Raw genomic sequence first — 18,186 nt, forward strand, 5'->3', positions numbered from 1 at the left:
TTTATTTCTTTTAATCTATGATACTACGTCATCTAGCTATATTACTACTATCCTCATCTAGATAACGCATAGCTAATTTCAATAGTTTTTCAAATGATAAATTATTTTCTTTTTTACCTAAGAGATCAATTTCTTTAATAATAATTGGCAAAATGTTATTTATTTCTTTGTTTTTGTAACTTAATGATTGAAGGGTTAACTGAAGGTCTTCTATCATTTTATTTATTTCAGGATCCTTAATCTCAAGTTCACCTTTGCTTTTTTCTTCTTCAGATAATATTTCGCTTTTAAATTTACTTTTTAATTCTAAAATTAAACGCTCACTCATTTTTTGTCCTATACCAGGTACAGAACATATTAATTTTTTGTCTTGTGTTTTTATTGCATTTATAACTTCACTAATAGAAAATTTGTTTAATATCCCAATACCAATTTGAGATCCAACACCTCGAATACTTAAAATTTCAATAAAGAAATTCTTTTGCTCATTTGATGTAAAGCCAAATAATAAATCTGAATCTTCTTTTTTTATATGCTTTACCCAAAGAGTGATGTTTTTAGTAGATATCTGATTTTTTCTTAATTTGAGAAAAAAGGATTCTAGTATTTGTATTTCGTATCCTAATCCTTGACAATTTATTAAAACAAAAAATTTTTGATTAGTTTGCCATAAATCAACTAAATCTCCATTTATCCAACTAATCAATTAACCACCATCCACCTGACATCCAATTAGAGCTCCTGCAGTACCGCCCGCTGGTACGGCCCAAAACCTGTCTTTCCCTCTAGATGAGGATAATGCAATTCCAGCACCAAGAATACCCCCTATAACAGAACCTTCACTACAATCATTATCATCTATTTTTTCAGCTTTGTTTTGACCTCCACAGGGTATTACAACGTCTACCTCATAACTTTTAACGTATCCTGGGTTTGATTTCGTTCCAGGAATGTACTCTTCTCTATATTCGGTTCTTGTACAAGTTACTGATTTTGGGGTTGTTGCATTAACTTGAGCAATAGGAGAAAAACAAAATAATAAAGCCAAATAGTGAAATTTCATTATCATTTTTTTATCTAATAATATTCTATGTCCTTTTGATTATTTTGGTAGTAGATATAATAGTTCCTAATAAAACTAGTGAGGCGCCTAATAAAAAATTTATGTTAATTATTTCGCTAAAAAACAAAATCCCCCAAATTGAACCAAATAAAACTTGTAAATAATTAATTATTGATGCTTCAGAAGCAGGTAAATTTTTTAATCCTATAGTTAAGAAAGTCTGACCTAATTGTGTAAATAAGCCAATTCCTATTATCCAAACTAGTTCACTCAAATTTGGGGTAACCCAATTGAGTAATACAATTGGTAATAGAGTTATAAAAGAAATAAGTGGAAAATATCCAATAATTACATATATATCTTCACTAAATGAAAGTTTCTTAACTGTAACGTAAGCTAATGCGGTGCAGATTGCTCCAAGAAATGCTATCAAAATCGAAATAATTTCAATTTCAACGTTTATATTTGATAATTGGCTTGGATTTAATATTACTAGTATTCCAATCCAGGCAATAATTAAAGCAATAATTATGTTACGCGTTATTTTTTCTTTTATAAATATGCCAGCAAATATTGATATAAAAATTGGATATGTATACTGAATGACTGTAGATATACTAAGAGGCATATTTCTTATCGCATAAAAAATACAAACTAAAGCTAAAGTTCCTAAAAAACCTCTTAAGATAAGTAATGGTCTATTTTTGCCCCAAGGATTTATATTTTTTATATTAATTATTAATAATGTAATGATTAAACTCAACAATGATCTGAATAAAACTAATTCATAAATAGTTATCCTTTTATCAATTTTTTTTACACACAAAGTCATCAAACTGAAGAAAAATGAGGCAAATACCAAATTATACTTTTTTAATGAATTAATTCTTTTTTCTAATTCTTCGATATTTATCATTTAAAAAAAATAATTTTTTTGTGAAATTAAGTAGATTCTTATTTGATTTTGACCTATAACAAATAAATCATTATTTATTTTTCGATAATAATCTCAATGGTTCATTCTATACACCCAAGAACTATTCAAGAGGTTAAGGAAAAAGCAGATATTGTTGACGTTATATCTGAACATATTGTTCTTAAGAAGAAAGGAAAAGAATTTGTTGGGATTTGCCCTTTTCATGATGATACTAAGCCATCTATGACAGTATCACCTAGTAAACAATTCTATTATTGTTTTTCTTGTGGTGCTGGTGGTAACTCTATTAAATTTTTAATGGAATTTACTCGTGCAAATTTTTCAGATGTTGTACTTTCTCTCGCTAAAAAAAATAATATTAATGTTGAAAATCTCGAGGGACCTCAAGTAGAAGCTTATAAAAAACAATTATCTAGAAAGGAAGAGCTTTATAAAATATTAAGAGTCACTAAAAATTGGTTTAAGTCTCAATTAAATAATTCTCTTGGTCTTGAAGCATTGAAATATTTAACATCAAAGAGAAACTTGAGTAACAAGATTATTGATAACTTTGAATTAGGTTTTGCCCCAAATTCATGGAATGATTTATTTAACTATCTATCCAAGGTAGAAAAATTTCCTATTAATTTAATATTAGCTTCAGGCCTTGCAATTTCTAAAGATAATTCTGACAAGATTTATGATCGTTTTAGAAATAGATTAATTGTTCCAATACATGATATGCAGGGAAGAGTAGTTGCTTTTGGAGGAAGATCTCTTGATGGTCAGGAACCTAAATACCTTAATTCTCCTGAATCAGAGATATTTGAAAAGGGCAAAATGTTGTTTGCATTTGAAAAAGCTTCTAGCAATATTAGGAAAAGAGATAAAGCTATTATTGTTGAAGGCTACTTTGATGTTATTTCTCTTCATTCAAAGGGTATTACTAATTCTGTGGCTTCTCTCGGTACCGCATTAAATAAGTATCAAATTTCTCAATTATGTAGATGTACAGATAATAAAAATATAATTTTGAATTTTGATTCTGATAATGCAGGTATTTTAGCTACAAAAAGAGTAATTAAAGAAGTCGAGAGTCTATCCATTCATGATCAAATTAATCTTAAGATACTTCAACTAAGTGATTTTAAAGATCCTGACGAATATTTAAATAGCCATACTCCTGAAGATTATTTTAATTTAATTGATAATTCATCCTTTTGGATTGATTGGGAGATTGATCAGATCTTTAAAGATAAAGATTTAACTAAGTCTGAAATTTTCCAGAGTGTTATTTCGTCATTGGTAAAATTGTTGAGTAAATTACCTCAATCATCAACCAGAACTCATTATCTACAAAAAGTTTCCGAAAAATTAAGTAAGGGACAAGCTAGGTTAGCAATACAATTTGAACAAGATTTAAGAAATCAAGTAAAGGGATTTCGTTGGCATGGTAGATCAAAAAAATTTGAACAACCAAATGAAATTTCCCGACGGGAGAAAAATGAATCGGAAATAATTTTTTATTATTTACATTGTCCAGAACTTAGGCTATTTATTCGTGATGAATTTCAGAAAAGAGAAATTAATGGATTTAATACTAGTTATATTCAAAGTCTATGGGAAGCTATTTCAAAAATTGAACAAAATAATTTAGGTTTAAACTACTTAAATGATTTAAAACAATCAAATAGTCAAAATCTTCAAAAAGATTTTTCTTCTATTAACTTAATTTCACTTTTGCCTGATTACTTAGCTCTCAATAATCCTGAATCATCAAATAAAATTAACATTCTTATTAATCCAAATGAGTTGTTTTTAACATTGCTGAGTAATCCTAAAGACAATTTACTAGGAACATTATCACTTCTTGAGAAATATAATTCTCTTAAAAGATGTAGACACTTAATCGAATCTTGGGGATCTCAAAGATTAAAAACTTTAGAAAATTGTATATCTATTTTAATTGATAATCCTTCTTCAGGTTCTTCAAATACAAATAAAGAGATAGATGATCTTTTTAAGGATTTAAACGCAGATGCGATTAAATTTCAGGAATTATATTACTTAGAAAGGCAACATATTAATTTTTTAGATAAACAACGTTGTGGCAATTTCATCGCTAGTTAATATAAAAATTTTTAATTTATAGGCAGTATTTTTTAATCAAGTTTTTAACTTTTTTGGGTTTATCTTCAAGAACATAAGCTTCTACTTCTTTCGCATAAGTCCCAGAAAAATTTGAACTAGAGAACTCTAATGCTTTTCTTTTATTTTGATGCAATTTGCTTTCTAATTTTTTTATATCTCCTATTGTTTTATTGTTATTACATTTTTGTATCGCATGAGTTGCTTCGTGTCTTAATACTTTTCTTACCGCCCTTTCTGTTTTGAAGTTATCTTTATTTGGTTGTTGATTCTTATTTCTATAATTTGTTTTCCTTTTTGCGTTTTCAGTACATATTATTATTTTATTTTCTTTAAAATTATGTAGCCCTTTTATTTCCTTGTTTAATAGACATTCAATTTTATTTTCTTCAACTATGTAGTTTGCTTTATTTAATAAGTTAAGAATCTCTTTATCTAATTTGCTCAAAAATAATATAAATTCCATTCTATTTTGTTTACTTCATTATAGTTGGGATTTGTTCTATATCAGTTGTAGATGAGCGACTTAAGAAATTCTTATTCATCTTCCAACTTTGTGGATTTTTTGTAATGGCCCATGTAATTGCATTGTTATTAAATCTTTTATTTAATAAATCAATCGTTCTCATAAGATTTGCTGATTTTTTTAAGTCTTTCTGAGATTTGTAATTGATAACTGATTGCTGTAAATATTCGCTATTAGTTAAATCCTGCATTAAAACGCCAGCTTTTGAGAATTTATATTCGGGATTATAAATTTCTTTAGATAATTCAACTACTATTTTTAAAATTTTATTTGTGTCATCTGTTGCATTTGTAAGTTTTCTATGAGCACTTCTTTGATAATTTTGACTTGAATATTTACTGGTTCTGGCAAATACTCTAATATCAGATGATTGCAAATTCTGACTTCTCATTTTTTCAGAGGCTTTTATTGCGTGAACCGCCAGTGCTTGAGTTAAGTCTTCTAATTTTGTGATAGGCGTGCCGAAACTCCTGCTCACCTGAATTTCTTTTTTTGATTTCTTGTTTTTTTCTATGGGCAGGCATCTATGGCCTTTAAGTTCTAATTGCAGTCTTTTCCCTACGATGCCTAATTTCTTAATGATTTCATTTTCTTCCATATCTCTTAGTTCTCTCGCATTTTTAATACCTTTACTTTGTAACCAATTAGAGGTTTGTTTCCCGACTCCCCATATCTTATCTATACTAATTCCTTTCAAATAATTATTCTCATTTTCGGTTCTAGCTAAATCAAATATTCCAGCTGAATAATCAATATTTTTAGCTAGTTTATTAGCAATTTTTGCTCTTACTTTATTTTCCCCTATTCCTACTGTTATGGTAATCCCTAGATTCTGATATATTAATGATCTTATGCTTCTTGCCCAAGGATATAGATTTTCATCATTAGGCCTGCAAATCGAGACGAATGCTTCGTCAATAGAATAAATTTCTATATCTTCACAATAGTTTTTCAGTAAATTCATTAGTCTTCTGCTAATATCGCCGTAAAGCGAGTAGTTTGAGCTTAAGACTGCTACATCTAATTTATTTAATCTTTCTTTGACCTTAAAATACGGAGTTCCCATTTTAATTTTTAAAGCTCGCGCTTCAGGACTTCTTGCAATGATACATCCGTCATTATTAGATAAAATTACTACTGGTTTATTTCTCAAATGAGGATTAATATTTTGTTCGCATGACGCGTAAAAATTATTAGCATCTATAAGAGCTATTGCATCAATATTTGAAATTCTCATAAATAGCTATGTATTGAATAAATAACAACTCCCCATATCTGTACATCAATATGGTTTTTAAATCTAAAATCAGGATAATTATGATTTTCTGCTTTTAAATATAATTCATTATTTTTTATAGATAATCTTTTTATTGTAAATTCTCCGTCTATCATTGCAATGATGATATTCCCTGGCCTGGCTGTTAAGCTCTTGTCTACTATTATTAAATCTTTATCTTTAATTCCTGCATTTACCATTGAGTCACCTTTAACTCTAAGAAAAAAAGTGCTAAACGGATTAGATATTAAATGTTCGTTTAAATCAATATTTTCTTCTTCATAGTCATCTGCAGGAGAAGGAAACCCTGCTGATACCGAATCAGTTAATAAGGGGATTTTAAATTTTTTAGTAGTTGAATCAAAATAATCCAAGATTTAAATCAATAGTATATATGTACTATATATCAAAAAATCAAAAAATAGTTAGTTATTAAACTTTTATAGATTAATTTTAGATTGAATTTAATCTTTTAAGAACGATGGTAAGGGGAGTTGTTAGATATAGAAATAGCTCTATAGATTTGCTCGATTAGGATTAATCTAGCTAATTCATGAGGAAAAGTTAGAGGAGACAGGCTTAGTACAAGATCTGATTTTTCTTTTATATCTGAACTAACTCCATCAGTATCACCGATTAAGAAATTAATTTTTTTATTTTTAAAATTTAAGAGTAAGGAACATAGTTCAACTGAATTAAACTGTTTCCCTTCTTCACTTAAGCAGATAATAATATTGTTATTGGATCTAAGATTATTTAAATTAAAAGTCTTTAACTCATTAATGATAAGTTCAGGCATTCTTTTTTTGTATTGATTAATTCCATCTCTAATCCAAAGTTTCTTTATTTTGCCGATAGCATAAATTGCTAATCTATTACTCTGAAGCATAAGTAAATATTAAAACTAATTATTCATCAAGAAGATAATTAAATTCATCATATAGTTCCTCTTCTGTTGTTAATTTCTTGGAAAAATTATCTTTTTTAGAATTCATATTAATTTGATTAATCTCACTTTTTCTTAGTGAATTATTAACGTTAGAAGTCTCTTCTAAAGATTCTGAATTATCAATTAACGAATAAAAAATATTATTGGGATCTTCTGAATTAAGTGGATTGGTGATTAAATTATCATTATTAGTTAAATTTGTGTAATTATTTATATTCTTAATTTTGTTATTTAAATTTTCATTTTTTTTAAATTTATTGAGTTTATCTAAATTTTTTTTTGATAAGCTCATGATATAAAGTATTAAATAAATTCATATTTAATTTAAACATATTATTTATCTTTTAGATGAATTCTAAAAACTATCATCAAAAAAAAAGATTTGGACAACATTGGTTGGTCAATAAAAAAATATTAGAAAAAATTAAAGAAATTGCTGTTCTTAATGAAAATGACTTTATTTTAGAAATTGGTCCTGGTAAAGGAGCTTTAACATCTAAGTTATTAAATTCAGAAATTAAAAAATTACATGCAATTGAATTAGATAAAGATTTAATAAATTTATTAAATGATAAATTCAATAATAATGATAAGTTTTCACTGCAGCAGGGAGATATTCTCTCTGTTAATTTAGATTCGATCAATAAGAAGATTACAAAAGTAATTGCAAATATTCCTTACAATATAACTGGTCCAATATTGGATATTTTTATAGGTAGATTGGGCATTATAAGAAAATATAATTACGAAAAAATAATATTTTTAATGCAGAAAGATGTTGTAGATAGGATTTTGTCAAAAGAAGGTAGTCCTAATGCTGGTGCGCTTAGTATAAGAATGCAACTTTTATCAAAAATAAAAAGAATATGTGATGTGCCCCCTTCATCATTTAGTCCACCGCCAAAAGTTTTTTCTTCTTTAGTAGTTTTCGAACCAATTAAAAATGATTTAAGATTAGATATTAGTCTAGAAAAATATATAGATAAACTTCTTCGAATTTCATTTAATTCAAGAAGGAAAATGCTTAGAAATACTCTTAATACAATACTTTCGAATGAAGAGATAAATGAATTATCTGAATCTTCAAAAGTTTGTTTTAATTTAAGACCACAAGATATTTCAATTGATCAATGGATTAAGCTTGCAGAAAATTGTATTAAAATTAAAAAATAAAAATTTTAAGTATATGCAAGATTTAGCTAAACCGAAAATTAAGATAAAATCTCCTGCCAAAATAAATTTGCACCTTGAAGTTATTGGTAAAAGAGAGGATGGATTTCATGAGTTAGCAATGATTATGCAAAATATCGATCTTTCTGATTATTTAGAATTTGAAATAAATAATGAAGGTTTAATTAAACTTGAGTCTGATTGTAATGATTTAAGCTTGTCTGATGATAACTTAATTGTTAAATCGGCAAATCTATTAAGAAAAAATTCAAATATAAATTACGGTGCGAATATATTTTTAAGAAAAAATATTCCAATTGGCGCAGGATTAGCTGGTGGATCCAGTAATGCAGCAGCAACATTAATTGGTCTTAATAAGTTATGGAATTTGGACTTAGATCATGGAACATTATGTTCATTAGCATCAACTTTAGGATCTGATATTCCCTTTTTTATAAATGGTGGCATTCAGTTATGTTTTGGAAGAGGAGAAATTTTGGAGAAATTAGATTCAAACTTTGAATATGGAGTAATTCTTTTAAAAAATCCAAATGTATCAGTATCTACAGCTGAAACTTATAAAAAATATAGTAATAGATTTTGTGATAATCATCTTAATGATAGAAAAATGATTGAGAACATAAGAAAAAATTTAAGGGATAATGGTTTGAATAAATTAAATTTTGATAATCAACATTTATTTATTAAAAATGATTTGCAGTTAGTTGTTGAAAATGAAAATGATTCTGTAAAGCAGGCATTATATTTACTTTCTAAACTAGAAAATTGTCTCACATTTTCAATGAGTGGATCAGGACCTACATGCTTTGCACTCTTTAAAGATATAGAGACTGCAAAAAAAGAATTAACTGCTAATTCTAAATTTTTTAAAGATAAAGGCTATGATTCATGGGTTTGCACTTTCCTTGAAAAGGGAATAACATTCATTTAAATTTTTATATAAAATCTATTTTGGCTGATAATAGTAATGAGAATATTGAAAAAAATATTCCCGAGAAAGGACCTTTAAATTTTATTGTTGGATCATTAACAAGTTTTTTATTATTTATATTTTTTTATTTTTTAAGTAATAAAATTGCAATTTATTTTTCAGTACATAAACCATCTAATTCTTCTGAAATAGTCCAAAATATTTCCTCTAGTATTAATACCTTAATAATTGGATTATCTTTTTTGCTAACTTTCTCTTTTGCTTTTATAGGTATAGGACTTTTTATTGTATTTATTCGAAGTTTTATTGTGAAGAAAAGTTGAATTGGCAATATTATTAAGAAAACACTTTCTTTGAATGTCTTTACATGACTTAGGCCTTTTAGTCCTCTTGCTGTCACCCGGAATGATTTTATCAATATTACTACTCATAACCTTCGCTGAAGGAGGTTGAATTATTCAAAGTGGTAGGATTATATATGTGATTAATTAGGTAATTAATTGTGGCTGGAACATTATTATTTAATGCTTTGAAAGAGGCAATTGATGAAGAAATGGCAAATGATGTAAATGTTTGCGTAATGGGGGAAGATGTTGGTCAATATGGAGGATCTTATAAGGTAACTAAGGATTTATATGAGAAATATGGAGAGTTAAGAGTCTTAGATACTCCAATTGCAGAGAATAGTTTTACGGGTATGGCTGTGGGTGCAGCAATGACTGGCTTAAGACCAATAGTAGAAGGAATGAATATGGGTTTTTTGCTTTTAGCTTTTAATCAGATATCAAATAATATGGGTATGCTTAGATATACAAGTGGCGGAAATTATAAAATACCAACAGTAGTTCGAGGCCCTGGAGGAGTTGGGCGTCAACTTGGTGCTGAGCATAGTCAAAGACTTGAAGCATATTTTCATGCGGTTCCTGGCATAAAAATCGTTGCATGTAGTACACCCACAAATGCCAAAGGTTTAATGAAAGCTGCTATAAGAGATGATAATCCGGTTCTATTTTTCGAACATGTTCTTCTATATAATTTGTCTGAAGAATTACCTGAGGGTGATTATATTTGCGCTTTAGATCAGGCTGACGTTGTAAAAGCAGGTAAAGACATTACTTTATTAACTTATTCAAGAATGAGACATCACTGTCTTAAAGCTGTTGAAGAATTAGAAAAAAAAGGAATTGATGTTGAGTTAATAGATTTAATAAGTTTAAAACCATTTGATATGGAAACTATCTCAAAATCAATAAGAAAAACAAATAAAGTAATTATTGTTGAAGAATGTATGAAGACTGGAGGTATTGGTGCAGAATTAATTGCCTTGATAACAGAAGAGTGTTTTGATGATCTTGATGCCCGACCAATTAGATTATCAAGTCAGGATATTCCGACTCCGTATAATGGAAATCTTGAGAATTTGACAATAATCCAACCACATCAAATAGTTGAAAAAGTTGAAGATTTAATTAGTGGGAGTATATAAGCAATGAAAAAAAGGCAAGGCTGGCTTTTTTTTATTATATTTCTACTTACTTTATCTGTTTATCTATTAATAAATTATCCTTTACAGTTGGGATTGGATCTACAAGGGGGTTCTCAACTTACACTACAAATTATTAAAGATGAAGGTAAGGTAACAACGGATGAACTTGAGGCAGTTAATTCGGTTATAGATAAGCGCGTTAACAATTTAGGAGTTTCTGAGTCTAATTTGCAGACCCTCGGTGGAGATCAATTGATTTTAGAATTGCCAGGTGAACAAAATCCATTAGTTGCTTCAAGAGTATTAGGTAAGACTGCTTTATTAGAATTTAGAACTCAAAAAGAAGGAACATCTACAGATTTAAAAATCCTGCAAGTACAGAGATTGAGTATTAAAGATTTAATGGAACAATATTCCTTTGCAAAAAATAGTCAAAATGAGGATAATTTCTTAAATGTTATTAAAGATGATCTTAAAAAGATAGAGCAAGAATTGAATTACTCATCTACTAGTAATGATTTATATGGGAAGTTAATTGAAATCAAAAAATATGTTGATAACGAAATTACAAATTTATTTATTAAAACAGATTTATCAGGTAAGGATCTTATTAACGTAGGAAGGAGACAAGAACAAACAAATAGTAATTGGGAGGTTTTATTAACTTTTAGTAATTCAGGAGGTGAAAAGTTTGCAGAAATTACAAAGTCAATTGCTGGTACTAATCAACTATTAGCTATCATTCTAGATGGTGAATCAATAAGTGAAGCCAGTGTTGGTATGCAGTTTGCTAGTACTGGGATTACAGGTGGATCAGCAACAATAAGCGGTAATTTTAGTGCTGAAAATGCTAGAGAATTAGAAGTTCAACTTAAAGGAGGCTCATTGCCATTGCCAATTGAAATAGTAGAAACTAACACAATAGGGGCTCTGTTGGGATCCAAAAATATTTTAAAAAGTCTTTATGCAGCTATTAGTGGGTTAATTTTTGTTGGTATTTTTATGATTTTTAATTATAGAATTCTAGGTTTTGTTTCAGTTCTTTCTCTAGTACTTTATGGTTTCTTTAATTTAGCCATATATTCTCTAATTCCTGTAACTTTGACCTTGCCGGGAATATCTGGGCTTATACTAAGTATTGGTATGGCTGTTGATGCAAATATTCTAATATTTGAGAGGATTAGAGAAGAATTATATGAAGGCAATACTCTAACAAGATCTATTGATAGCGGTTTTCAGAGAGCTAATTCATCCATAGTTGATGGCCATATTACAACTCTTCTTAGTTGTTTTGTATTGTTTTTATTAGGAACAAATTTTGTTAAGGGTTTTGCAGCAACATTAGGTATTGGAGTCTTAATTAGCTTGTTTACCTCATTAAATTGTTCTAAGACTATTTTGCGATTTTTTACAACATATCAATCTTTAAGGCAAAAAAATCTCTATCTACCCAAGAATAATTTTTAAAATTAATTTTTTTGTTTCTAATTTCCTATGAAATACAATCTTCAACTAATAAAGAATAAAAGAAAGATAATTAGTTTTTCAACTTTTCTTATTTTGTTAAGTCTTTTAGGAATTTTATATTCAACTTTTAATACTTCTTATAAGAAACCTATAAATTTAGGGATGGATTTTGTTGGAGGAAATGAACTAAGAATTGAAAGAGTTTGTGAAGAAGAATGTTCTAATCTTTCCCCTGATTCAGTTTTAGAAAATTTAAGAGATATCTCTAGTAATAAAAACTTTATAAATAATATTAAATTACAATTCCAAAATAATAATAAATTAATTTCTATTAGAACACCTTATTTGAGTATCGAAGAATCAAATAATCTAATTACTAATCTTGATAATATTATTGGACCTCTAAATTATGAGAGTAAAGATTCAAGATTAATAGGCCCAAAGCTTGGGAAAAGATTACTAACCAATTGTGTTACTTCATTGTTGGTTTCTTTATTTGCAATATCTTTATATATAACTATTAGGTTTGATAAAAAATATGCATTATTTGCATTATTAGCTTTATTCCATGATTTATTAATTGTTTTCGGTATATTTTCCTGGTTGGGAATTATATTATCTGTCGAGGTAAATAGTTTATTTGCGGTGTCCTTATTAACTATTGCTGGTTATTCTGTAAATGATACTGTTGTTATTTTTGATAGAATTCGTGAGAATTTAAAATCAAAGGAAGAAGGCTATAACGAAACTATTCAATTATCAGTAAACGAATCATTTAGGAGAACAACTTTTACCAGTATTACAACCCTTATCCCTTTATTAAGCATAATTTTGTTTGGATCTTACTCGCTATTTTGGTTTTCCTTGGCCTTATCATTAGGAATTATTGTTGGAAGTTATTCAAGTATTTTATTGGCTCCATCTTTGTTGCTTAAAGATTGAGCTTAAGCTTCTCGTTTTATGAAATTAAATTACTATTTGATAATTTTATTTTCTTTAGTTTTAATAGATCTTTCTACTGAGCTAAGAATATTATTTGATCATTTTACTTTTAGTTCTCTATATTTTGCTATTGGTAAACATCCCTTAGCTATCTTTATACTTTTTTCATACCCATATTTATATAAAAAATTAATTAAGTAGTTTTTAAATATCTTTAAATGATTCTTTGATTAAAACCTGTATTACTACTGCTAATGGAAGAGAAAGTATTAAGCCTAATGGACCAAAAATGAAGGTAAATCCAAATTGTGATATTAATGTCAAACCAGGAAGTAGGTTTGCTTTTTTCTTCATTATAGATGGCATTATGATATAGCTTTCAATATTTTGAATGATTACATATGATCCTAAAACTGCCAGTGGTTTCCAAAAATTATCTAGTAGTGCAATTGAGATTGGAAATATACCACTAATAACTGGACCTATATTCGGAATTATATTAAGAACCATTGCTATTAAAGCATTCGAGACAACGTATTTGACATCTAATATAGATAAAACTATTAATGATAATAAACCTACTGATAATGAGCTTATAACCATAGAAAAGGTCCAATTTGCTAATGCAATATTGCATTTTTCCAGAATATTTCTAAATTTATTACGGTAATTTTTTGGTATTAATAGAAGTATATTTTCTTTATATTGTTTTGGTTCAATAGAAATCATCAAACTCACTGCTAATACGAATATTAATCTCAAAAGACCTGAACCTAGATTCCCCGCAATATTAATTAAATTCTTAAAACTTTCTTGAATAGCTTTTGCAATAGTTGAGACATCTGGAATGGTAACTACATTATTAATTAGACTGAATATGTCTATAACATTTTCTGATTGTTCGCCATAAAATAAGCTATTAAATTTGTTCAGATTTGTATTGATCAATGTATTTATTTTTGATAAACCATTTGGAATTTCAACTAGTATTTCATTGAATTCTTTTATAAACGGAGGTAATACAATAATAAAAATAGTAAATATTATTACTGATATGGCGGCTAAGACAAGAAACAATGAAATCGATCGAGGAATTTTCAAACCTTTTTGGATTTGATTAGATAAATTACATACAATATTTGAAATTACTAAAGCACAAATTATTAGTAGGAGAAAATCCTTTAGCGTCCATACTATTAATAAAGTGATTAATATTACTACTAACTTGAAATATGATAAACTATTCAATTTTCATGATTTTCTACTTCTTTTCAGAATATCCTAATCCATTTGATTTGGCATAACTATTTGCAAATCTCATAAATCTGTCAAAGTCTGGTGTGTTCTTCCAAATATAAACCGCTTCTAAAAATATTGGTTCTCCATCAACAAACTTTACTTTAACTTCTCTAGTTAATATTTCACCTTCGGAATCTATCATCCGCATACCTGTGATTTCACCGTCTGTAATTGAAGATAATGCCTGAGGTTTTTCAAACAAAAATAATGCTTGACCGGTGGTACCATCTTTACTCCTAGTTAGTCTTATTTCAGGCACTACTGGTTCATCAGTTCCCTCATAAAATTGTATTTTTGCAGTTTTATTTGTCGTCATAATATTTGGTCAATAATTTTTTATATTAGGAAATATTTTTCATATTCGTTTGTAGTTATTTTATAAAACATTATTTATTAACTCTAGGATACTTTTATCATATTTTTTATCAGTTAAATCTATTATCTCTATATTAGTTTTGCCAACCTTTTCATATTCATAACACTTATCGTAATAATCTAAAACTGATTTGCAAACTAAGTCCCATTTCTCATTATGAATTGATTCAAGAGCTATTTTTGTTCTTTGCGGTCCTAGTCTTTTTTTTATCCTTAGTACTGATTCTTGGAGTTCCTCTTTTTTAAATACACTATAAGTATCTATTAACTCATCTAACCTGTTAGATTCACTCCTTATAATTTCAATCCTCCTAGAGTTTTTCATCTGATTGAAGAATTCATGAGGAATTTTACATTTACCTATATTTGCACTTTCAGCTTCTACAAAAATATTATTAGAAAATTTAAAAGAATTTAATTTTTCTGCAATTATATTTTCAAATTGTTCATTTGAAGGTTGTTTTTTCATTCCTAAACCTCCAAATGTACTTCCTCTATGACAAGCAAATCCTTCAAGATCAATAGTTTGATATTTATATTTATCAAGTAATGATAATAATCTTGTCTTCCCTGTTCCTGTTTTCCCGCCAATAACTACTAAATTCAACTTATTTGAAAAACTATCTAATACCCATCTTCTATATATTTTGTATCCGCCATTAAGTGTAACTATATTTAATTTAAATTTATCTAATAACCATCCAATACTTTGTGAACGCATTCCTCCTCTAGAGCAATATATCCTGATAAATAATTCATTATTTTTATTAGGAATAGTAGTATGAGACTCAATACTCTTGAATAAATTATCAAGAAGTAATTCCATTTTATTTTCAAAAAATTTTAATCCCTCTATGACTGCTTTTCTTCTACCTTCTTTTTTGTAAATTGTACCAATTATAGATCTCTCATCATCATCAAATAGAGGAATATTAATAGAATTAGGCATGTGTCCTTTATAATATTCACTCGGGCTCCTAACATCTATAAGTGGTCCTTTAAAACATCTAAATTTCTCTAGTTCTTTTCTTTTGAAATACATGGATAGTTTTTATTTTTTTAGATTGAATTTTTTAAAATGAATAACAAAGAACAGGATAACTATAGTAATGCTACATTAGAACTTATAAAAAAATTTGTAGATTCCAATCAAAGAAAAAGAATAAATTCATTAACTCAAATAGAATCTGAAGTCGAAAATATTTTTAATCTTGGCCCATCACTGTTTGATATGTTTGATAGAGAAGGAGATGACTGGGCTGCTGGTTGGATATTGCAAGTTTTAAAAAAATTTAAGCCAGAATTCTTTGAAAACTCTAAATTCAATAATTGGTTTAATACATATTCAGATATTGATATTAATTATGAAGATTTGCAATTGATGTTAGTTGAGCAAAAATTTGAAGATGCAGATAGATTAACAAGTTCCTACTTACGAAAATTAGCAGGAAAATTAGCTGAAAAACGTGGATATGTTTTCTACAGTGAAGTTAAAAATATGTCAGGAAAAGATCTAGAAACAATGGATAGATTATGGACTATTTATTCTACTGGTAGATTTGGATTTTCAATTCAAGCAAAGATATTAAAATCAGTAGGGAAAAAATATGAATTAATGTGGCCGAAAATAGGTTGGAAAAAAGAGGGCTTATGGACTAGATATCCTGGATCTTTTTGCTGGTCATTGGATGCGCCTGATGGACATATGCCCTTAATAAATCAACTAAGAGGAGTAAGACTTATGGACTCCATCCTACGGCATCCTGCTATTTCAAAGAGACACAATAATATTCTTTAAATTTAGGTATTTAATAAGTTAAAATTAAGACAGTGTAAAAATATTATTATGTCCTTATTCCGGGGCAAAAATATTTTAAAAAGATTTTTTAAAAGACCAAAAATTAACTGGTCAAACTACGAATTCGAATCATCATTACAGTTAAATGAATTTGTCGATCAATTATTAGAACCTATTAAAAATTCTCAATCAAGCTATCTTATAAAACTTGGTTTACATGAAGCTCTAGTTAACGCTGTAAAACATGGAAATAAATTAGATCCTAAAAAAAATATTAGAGTAAGAAGAATAATTACTCCTAATTGGTGTGTTTGGCAAATTCAAGATCAAGGGAATGGTATAGAAATAAAAAAAAGAGACTACAAATTACCCAAAAAAATAACTAGTGTAAACGGCCGTGGCCTATACATTATTAATGAATGTTTTGATGATATTAGATGGAGTAGTAAAGGTAATAGGCTTCAGTTGGCTTTAAAAAGGTGATTCTTACTAGGGCAAGGTTGATCCACGTTTATTTCTTTTAACCAATTAATACTTTCTTCTATATACTCAATAGTTTCCTTGTCATTGCAAGATATAATTAAATGGCATAATCCAGCCGAAATTAGTTCTGCAGCTCTTTTATATTTATTTCCTTTATCTTTATGCCATTTAGAATGATCAATCTTTAATTTGTCATTAAGACTTTGAACAAGTTGAATAGTATCTTTATCCCAATAAGTCATAGAAGTTTTTTTTTACTTTACAGCAGACCATATTTTGGTCATAAAAAAGGAATTTGATTTTACATCTTTAAACCCCACATCCTCAATTTTAGAATCTATATCCTCTTTTATGTAATCACAATAAAAAGGCTCATGAAAAGATTTATAGAAGCTTTCCATTACGGATGTAAAGTCAGGTGAATCACTTATTTGAATTGAATCAGCTAATACTAATATTCCGCCGGGTTCAAGAACTCTAAAAAATTCATTTAATACTTTAGCTCTAATTGTTCTGGGTAATTCATGAAATAGGTAAACACAAGAAATGCATTGAAAACTTTCATTTTCAAAAGGTAATTCCTCAGCATTACCTTTTATCAACTGAATTAAATCTCCATCCAAATCTGAAATATATCTACTTGCTTCTTTTAAGTATGAATCAGATAAATCAATGCCTGTAATTTTTTCTTTAGGAAATGCTGCTCTTAATTGTTTTAATGTTCTTCCTGATCCTGTAGCCACATCAAGTATTTTTATAGAACTTTTTTTTCTATCTCTAAAAATTTCAAGTCCTTCTTTTATTGGCTTAATTATTCTTCTCCTCATTGAGTCGGCACTACCATTGAAAAGTATCTCAACTTGCAGGTCATAAATGCTAGCTGAAAAATCTGATAAATAACCATCTGTTTGATGATGAAAATTTCTCAAGTAATATTGAGGATAATTATCTTTATCAATTGATTTTGGAAGATCATCAAAGTTTTGTTTTCTGCGTCTATCCCATGTATTAGGCATATCAAGCCAAATTTTAGGATATTGAGTTAGATATCTAAGCCATGGTTCGTCAAACAATAATTTTTTTGGATATATATTTTTTTCTGCATCATTCCAATCTTCCTCTCTTAATAAATCCATTGAATTTTGGATTTGCATAAGAAGATCTCTGTCTATATTAAAATTTTCAAGTTTAGAATCGGGAAGAATAAAGTTCATTAATCTTGAACTAATCTGCTTGTGAGCGAAACCTGCAATGCTTTTACTTTGTTGTAGCGTTTTATATGCAATTTTTGAAATTGATTCCCTAGCCATTTTTCGATTTATATATGTATATTCCA

The 18,186-nt window shown here is 28.0% G+C and carries 22 protein-coding genes; 9 read left to right on the forward strand and 13 right to left on the reverse strand.

Going from position 1 to position 18,186, the window contains the following annotated elements:
- Positions 1–28: 28 nt before the first annotated feature.
- Genes ruvA through SIB45_RS07315 form a run of 3 tightly spaced genes read right to left on the reverse strand, consistent with a single transcriptional unit; the run spans position 29 to position 1,979 of the window.
- Positions 29–706 carry a Holliday junction branch migration protein RuvA gene (ruvA, locus tag SIB45_RS07305; protein WP_011862887.1) on the reverse strand — a complete coding sequence of 226 codons (678 nt, stop codon included), beginning with the start codon at positions 704–706 and terminating at the stop codon, positions 29–31.
- A complete protein-coding gene (locus tag SIB45_RS07310) occupies positions 707–1,069 on the reverse strand; it encodes a glycine zipper 2TM domain-containing protein (protein WP_011862888.1) in 363 nt (120 codons plus the stop codon).
- 19 nt (positions 1,070–1,088) lie between these two features.
- Positions 1,089–1,979, reverse strand: coding sequence for a DMT family transporter (locus SIB45_RS07315; RefSeq protein ID WP_011862889.1), 891 nt, complete (start codon positions 1,977–1,979; stop codon positions 1,089–1,091).
- Positions 1,980–2,075: 96 nt separating this feature from the next.
- Between SIB45_RS07315 and dnaG the strand changes: the two genes are divergently transcribed.
- Positions 2,076–4,109 carry a DNA primase gene (gene dnaG, locus SIB45_RS07320; RefSeq protein WP_011862890.1) on the forward strand — a complete coding sequence of 678 codons (2,034 nt, stop codon included), beginning with the start codon at positions 2,076–2,078 and terminating at the stop codon, positions 4,107–4,109.
- Between the two features lie 16 nt (positions 4,110–4,125).
- Here the strand turns inward: dnaG and SIB45_RS07325 are convergent, their stop codons facing one another.
- From SIB45_RS07325 to SIB45_RS07345, 5 genes are all read right to left on the reverse strand, one after another.
- The gene (locus SIB45_RS07325; protein ID WP_413682119.1) at positions 4,126–4,593 is read right to left on the reverse strand and encodes a serine hydroxymethyltransferase; all 468 of its coding nucleotides are present in this window, start codon (positions 4,591–4,593) and stop codon (positions 4,126–4,128) included.
- A gap of 10 nt (positions 4,594–4,603) precedes the next feature.
- Complete coding sequence (locus tag SIB45_RS07330; RefSeq protein WP_011862892.1) at positions 4,604–5,890, reverse strand: Y-family DNA polymerase; 1,287 nt, start codon at positions 5,888–5,890, stop codon at positions 4,604–4,606.
- Positions 5,887–6,303, reverse strand: a complete 417-nt coding sequence (locus SIB45_RS07335; protein ID WP_011862893.1) for a LexA family protein — start codon at positions 6,301–6,303, stop codon at positions 5,887–5,889. Before SIB45_RS07335 ends, SIB45_RS07330 begins: the two co-directional genes overlap by 4 nt.
- Before the next feature lie 98 nt (positions 6,304–6,401).
- Positions 6,402–6,818, reverse strand: coding sequence for a 23S rRNA (pseudouridine(1915)-N(3))-methyltransferase RlmH (locus tag SIB45_RS07340; protein WP_011862894.1), 417 nt, complete (start codon positions 6,816–6,818; stop codon positions 6,402–6,404).
- A gap of 19 nt (positions 6,819–6,837) precedes the next feature.
- Positions 6,838–7,170 carry a hypothetical protein gene (locus SIB45_RS07345; protein ID WP_011862895.1) on the reverse strand — a complete coding sequence of 111 codons (333 nt, stop codon included), beginning with the start codon at positions 7,168–7,170 and terminating at the stop codon, positions 6,838–6,840.
- A 56-nt stretch (positions 7,171–7,226) separates the two neighbouring features.
- On the opposite strand from SIB45_RS07345, the gene rsmA reads away from it, so the two are divergent.
- The 6 genes from rsmA to secF all read left to right on the forward strand — a co-directional run bounded on the left by rsmA (position 7,227) and on the right by secF (position 12,895).
- The gene (gene rsmA / locus SIB45_RS07350; RefSeq protein WP_011862896.1) at positions 7,227–8,051 is read left to right on the forward strand and encodes a 16S rRNA (adenine(1518)-N(6)/adenine(1519)-N(6))-dimethyltransferase RsmA; all 825 of its coding nucleotides are present in this window, start codon (positions 7,227–7,229) and stop codon (positions 8,049–8,051) included.
- Between the two features lie 13 nt (positions 8,052–8,064).
- Positions 8,065–9,000, forward strand: coding sequence for a 4-(cytidine 5'-diphospho)-2-C-methyl-D-erythritol kinase (ispE, locus tag SIB45_RS07355; RefSeq protein WP_011862897.1), 936 nt, complete (start codon positions 8,065–8,067; stop codon positions 8,998–9,000).
- 20 nt (positions 9,001–9,020) lie between these two features.
- Positions 9,021–9,323, forward strand: a complete 303-nt coding sequence (locus SIB45_RS07360; RefSeq protein WP_011862898.1) for a DUF3082 domain-containing protein — start codon at positions 9,021–9,023, stop codon at positions 9,321–9,323.
- A gap of 179 nt (positions 9,324–9,502) precedes the next feature.
- Positions 9,503–10,486: a pyruvate dehydrogenase complex E1 component subunit beta gene (locus tag SIB45_RS07365; protein WP_011862899.1), complete on the forward strand. Its 984-nt coding sequence runs from the start codon at positions 9,503–9,505 to the stop codon at positions 10,484–10,486.
- Positions 10,487–10,489: 3 nt separating this feature from the next.
- Positions 10,490–11,953, forward strand: coding sequence for a protein translocase subunit SecD (gene secD / locus SIB45_RS07370; RefSeq protein ID WP_011862900.1), 1,464 nt, complete (start codon positions 10,490–10,492; stop codon positions 11,951–11,953).
- Positions 11,954–11,980: 27 nt separating this feature from the next.
- Positions 11,981–12,895 (forward strand): protein translocase subunit SecF, encoded by a 915-nt coding sequence (gene secF / locus SIB45_RS07375; protein ID WP_011862901.1) that lies wholly within the window; start codon positions 11,981–11,983, stop codon positions 12,893–12,895.
- A 204-nt stretch (positions 12,896–13,099) separates the two neighbouring features.
- Here secF and SIB45_RS07380 read toward each other — a convergent pair whose 3' ends face one another.
- The 3 genes from SIB45_RS07380 to mnmH are packed head-to-tail and all read right to left on the reverse strand — an operon-like array spanning position 13,100 to position 15,611.
- Complete coding sequence (locus tag SIB45_RS07380) at positions 13,100–14,143, reverse strand: AI-2E family transporter (protein WP_011862903.1); 1,044 nt, start codon at positions 14,141–14,143, stop codon at positions 13,100–13,102.
- Between the two features lie 13 nt (positions 14,144–14,156).
- Positions 14,157–14,510 (reverse strand): photosystem II reaction center protein Psb28, encoded by a 354-nt coding sequence (gene psb28, locus SIB45_RS07385; RefSeq protein ID WP_011862904.1) that lies wholly within the window; start codon positions 14,508–14,510, stop codon positions 14,157–14,159.
- Positions 14,511–14,570: 60 nt separating this feature from the next.
- Entirely contained in the window at positions 14,571–15,611 is a 1,041-nt protein-coding gene (gene mnmH / locus SIB45_RS07390; RefSeq protein WP_011862905.1) for a tRNA 2-selenouridine(34) synthase MnmH, read from the reverse strand.
- Between the two features lie 36 nt (positions 15,612–15,647).
- On the opposite strand from mnmH, the gene SIB45_RS07395 reads away from it, so the two are divergent.
- Positions 15,648–16,367 (forward strand): GUN4 domain-containing protein, encoded by a 720-nt coding sequence (locus SIB45_RS07395; protein ID WP_011862906.1) that lies wholly within the window; start codon positions 15,648–15,650, stop codon positions 16,365–16,367.
- Positions 16,368–16,415: 48 nt separating this feature from the next.
- On the forward strand, positions 16,416–16,850 hold the full coding sequence (locus SIB45_RS07400) for an ATP-binding protein (protein ID WP_011862907.1): 435 nt from the start codon (positions 16,416–16,418) through the stop codon (positions 16,848–16,850).
- Here SIB45_RS07400 and SIB45_RS07405 read toward each other — a convergent pair.
- Both SIB45_RS07405 and SIB45_RS07410 read right to left on the reverse strand, forming a co-directional pair.
- A complete protein-coding gene (locus SIB45_RS07405) occupies positions 16,829–17,092 on the reverse strand; it encodes a DUF6439 family protein (protein ID WP_011862908.1) in 264 nt (87 codons plus the stop codon). The genes SIB45_RS07400 and SIB45_RS07405 overlap by 22 nt on opposite strands.
- A gap of 12 nt (positions 17,093–17,104) precedes the next feature.
- On the reverse strand, positions 17,105–18,160 hold the full coding sequence (locus SIB45_RS07410; protein ID WP_011862909.1) for a class I SAM-dependent methyltransferase: 1,056 nt from the start codon (positions 18,158–18,160) through the stop codon (positions 17,105–17,107).
- Between the last annotated feature and the right edge of the window lie 26 nt (positions 18,161–18,186).

Source organism: Prochlorococcus sp. MIT 1304 (assembly GCF_047305015.1).
In the GTDB taxonomy this organism is placed as follows: domain Bacteria; phylum Cyanobacteriota; class Cyanobacteriia; order PCC-6307; family Cyanobiaceae; genus Prochlorococcus_A; species Prochlorococcus_A marinus_E.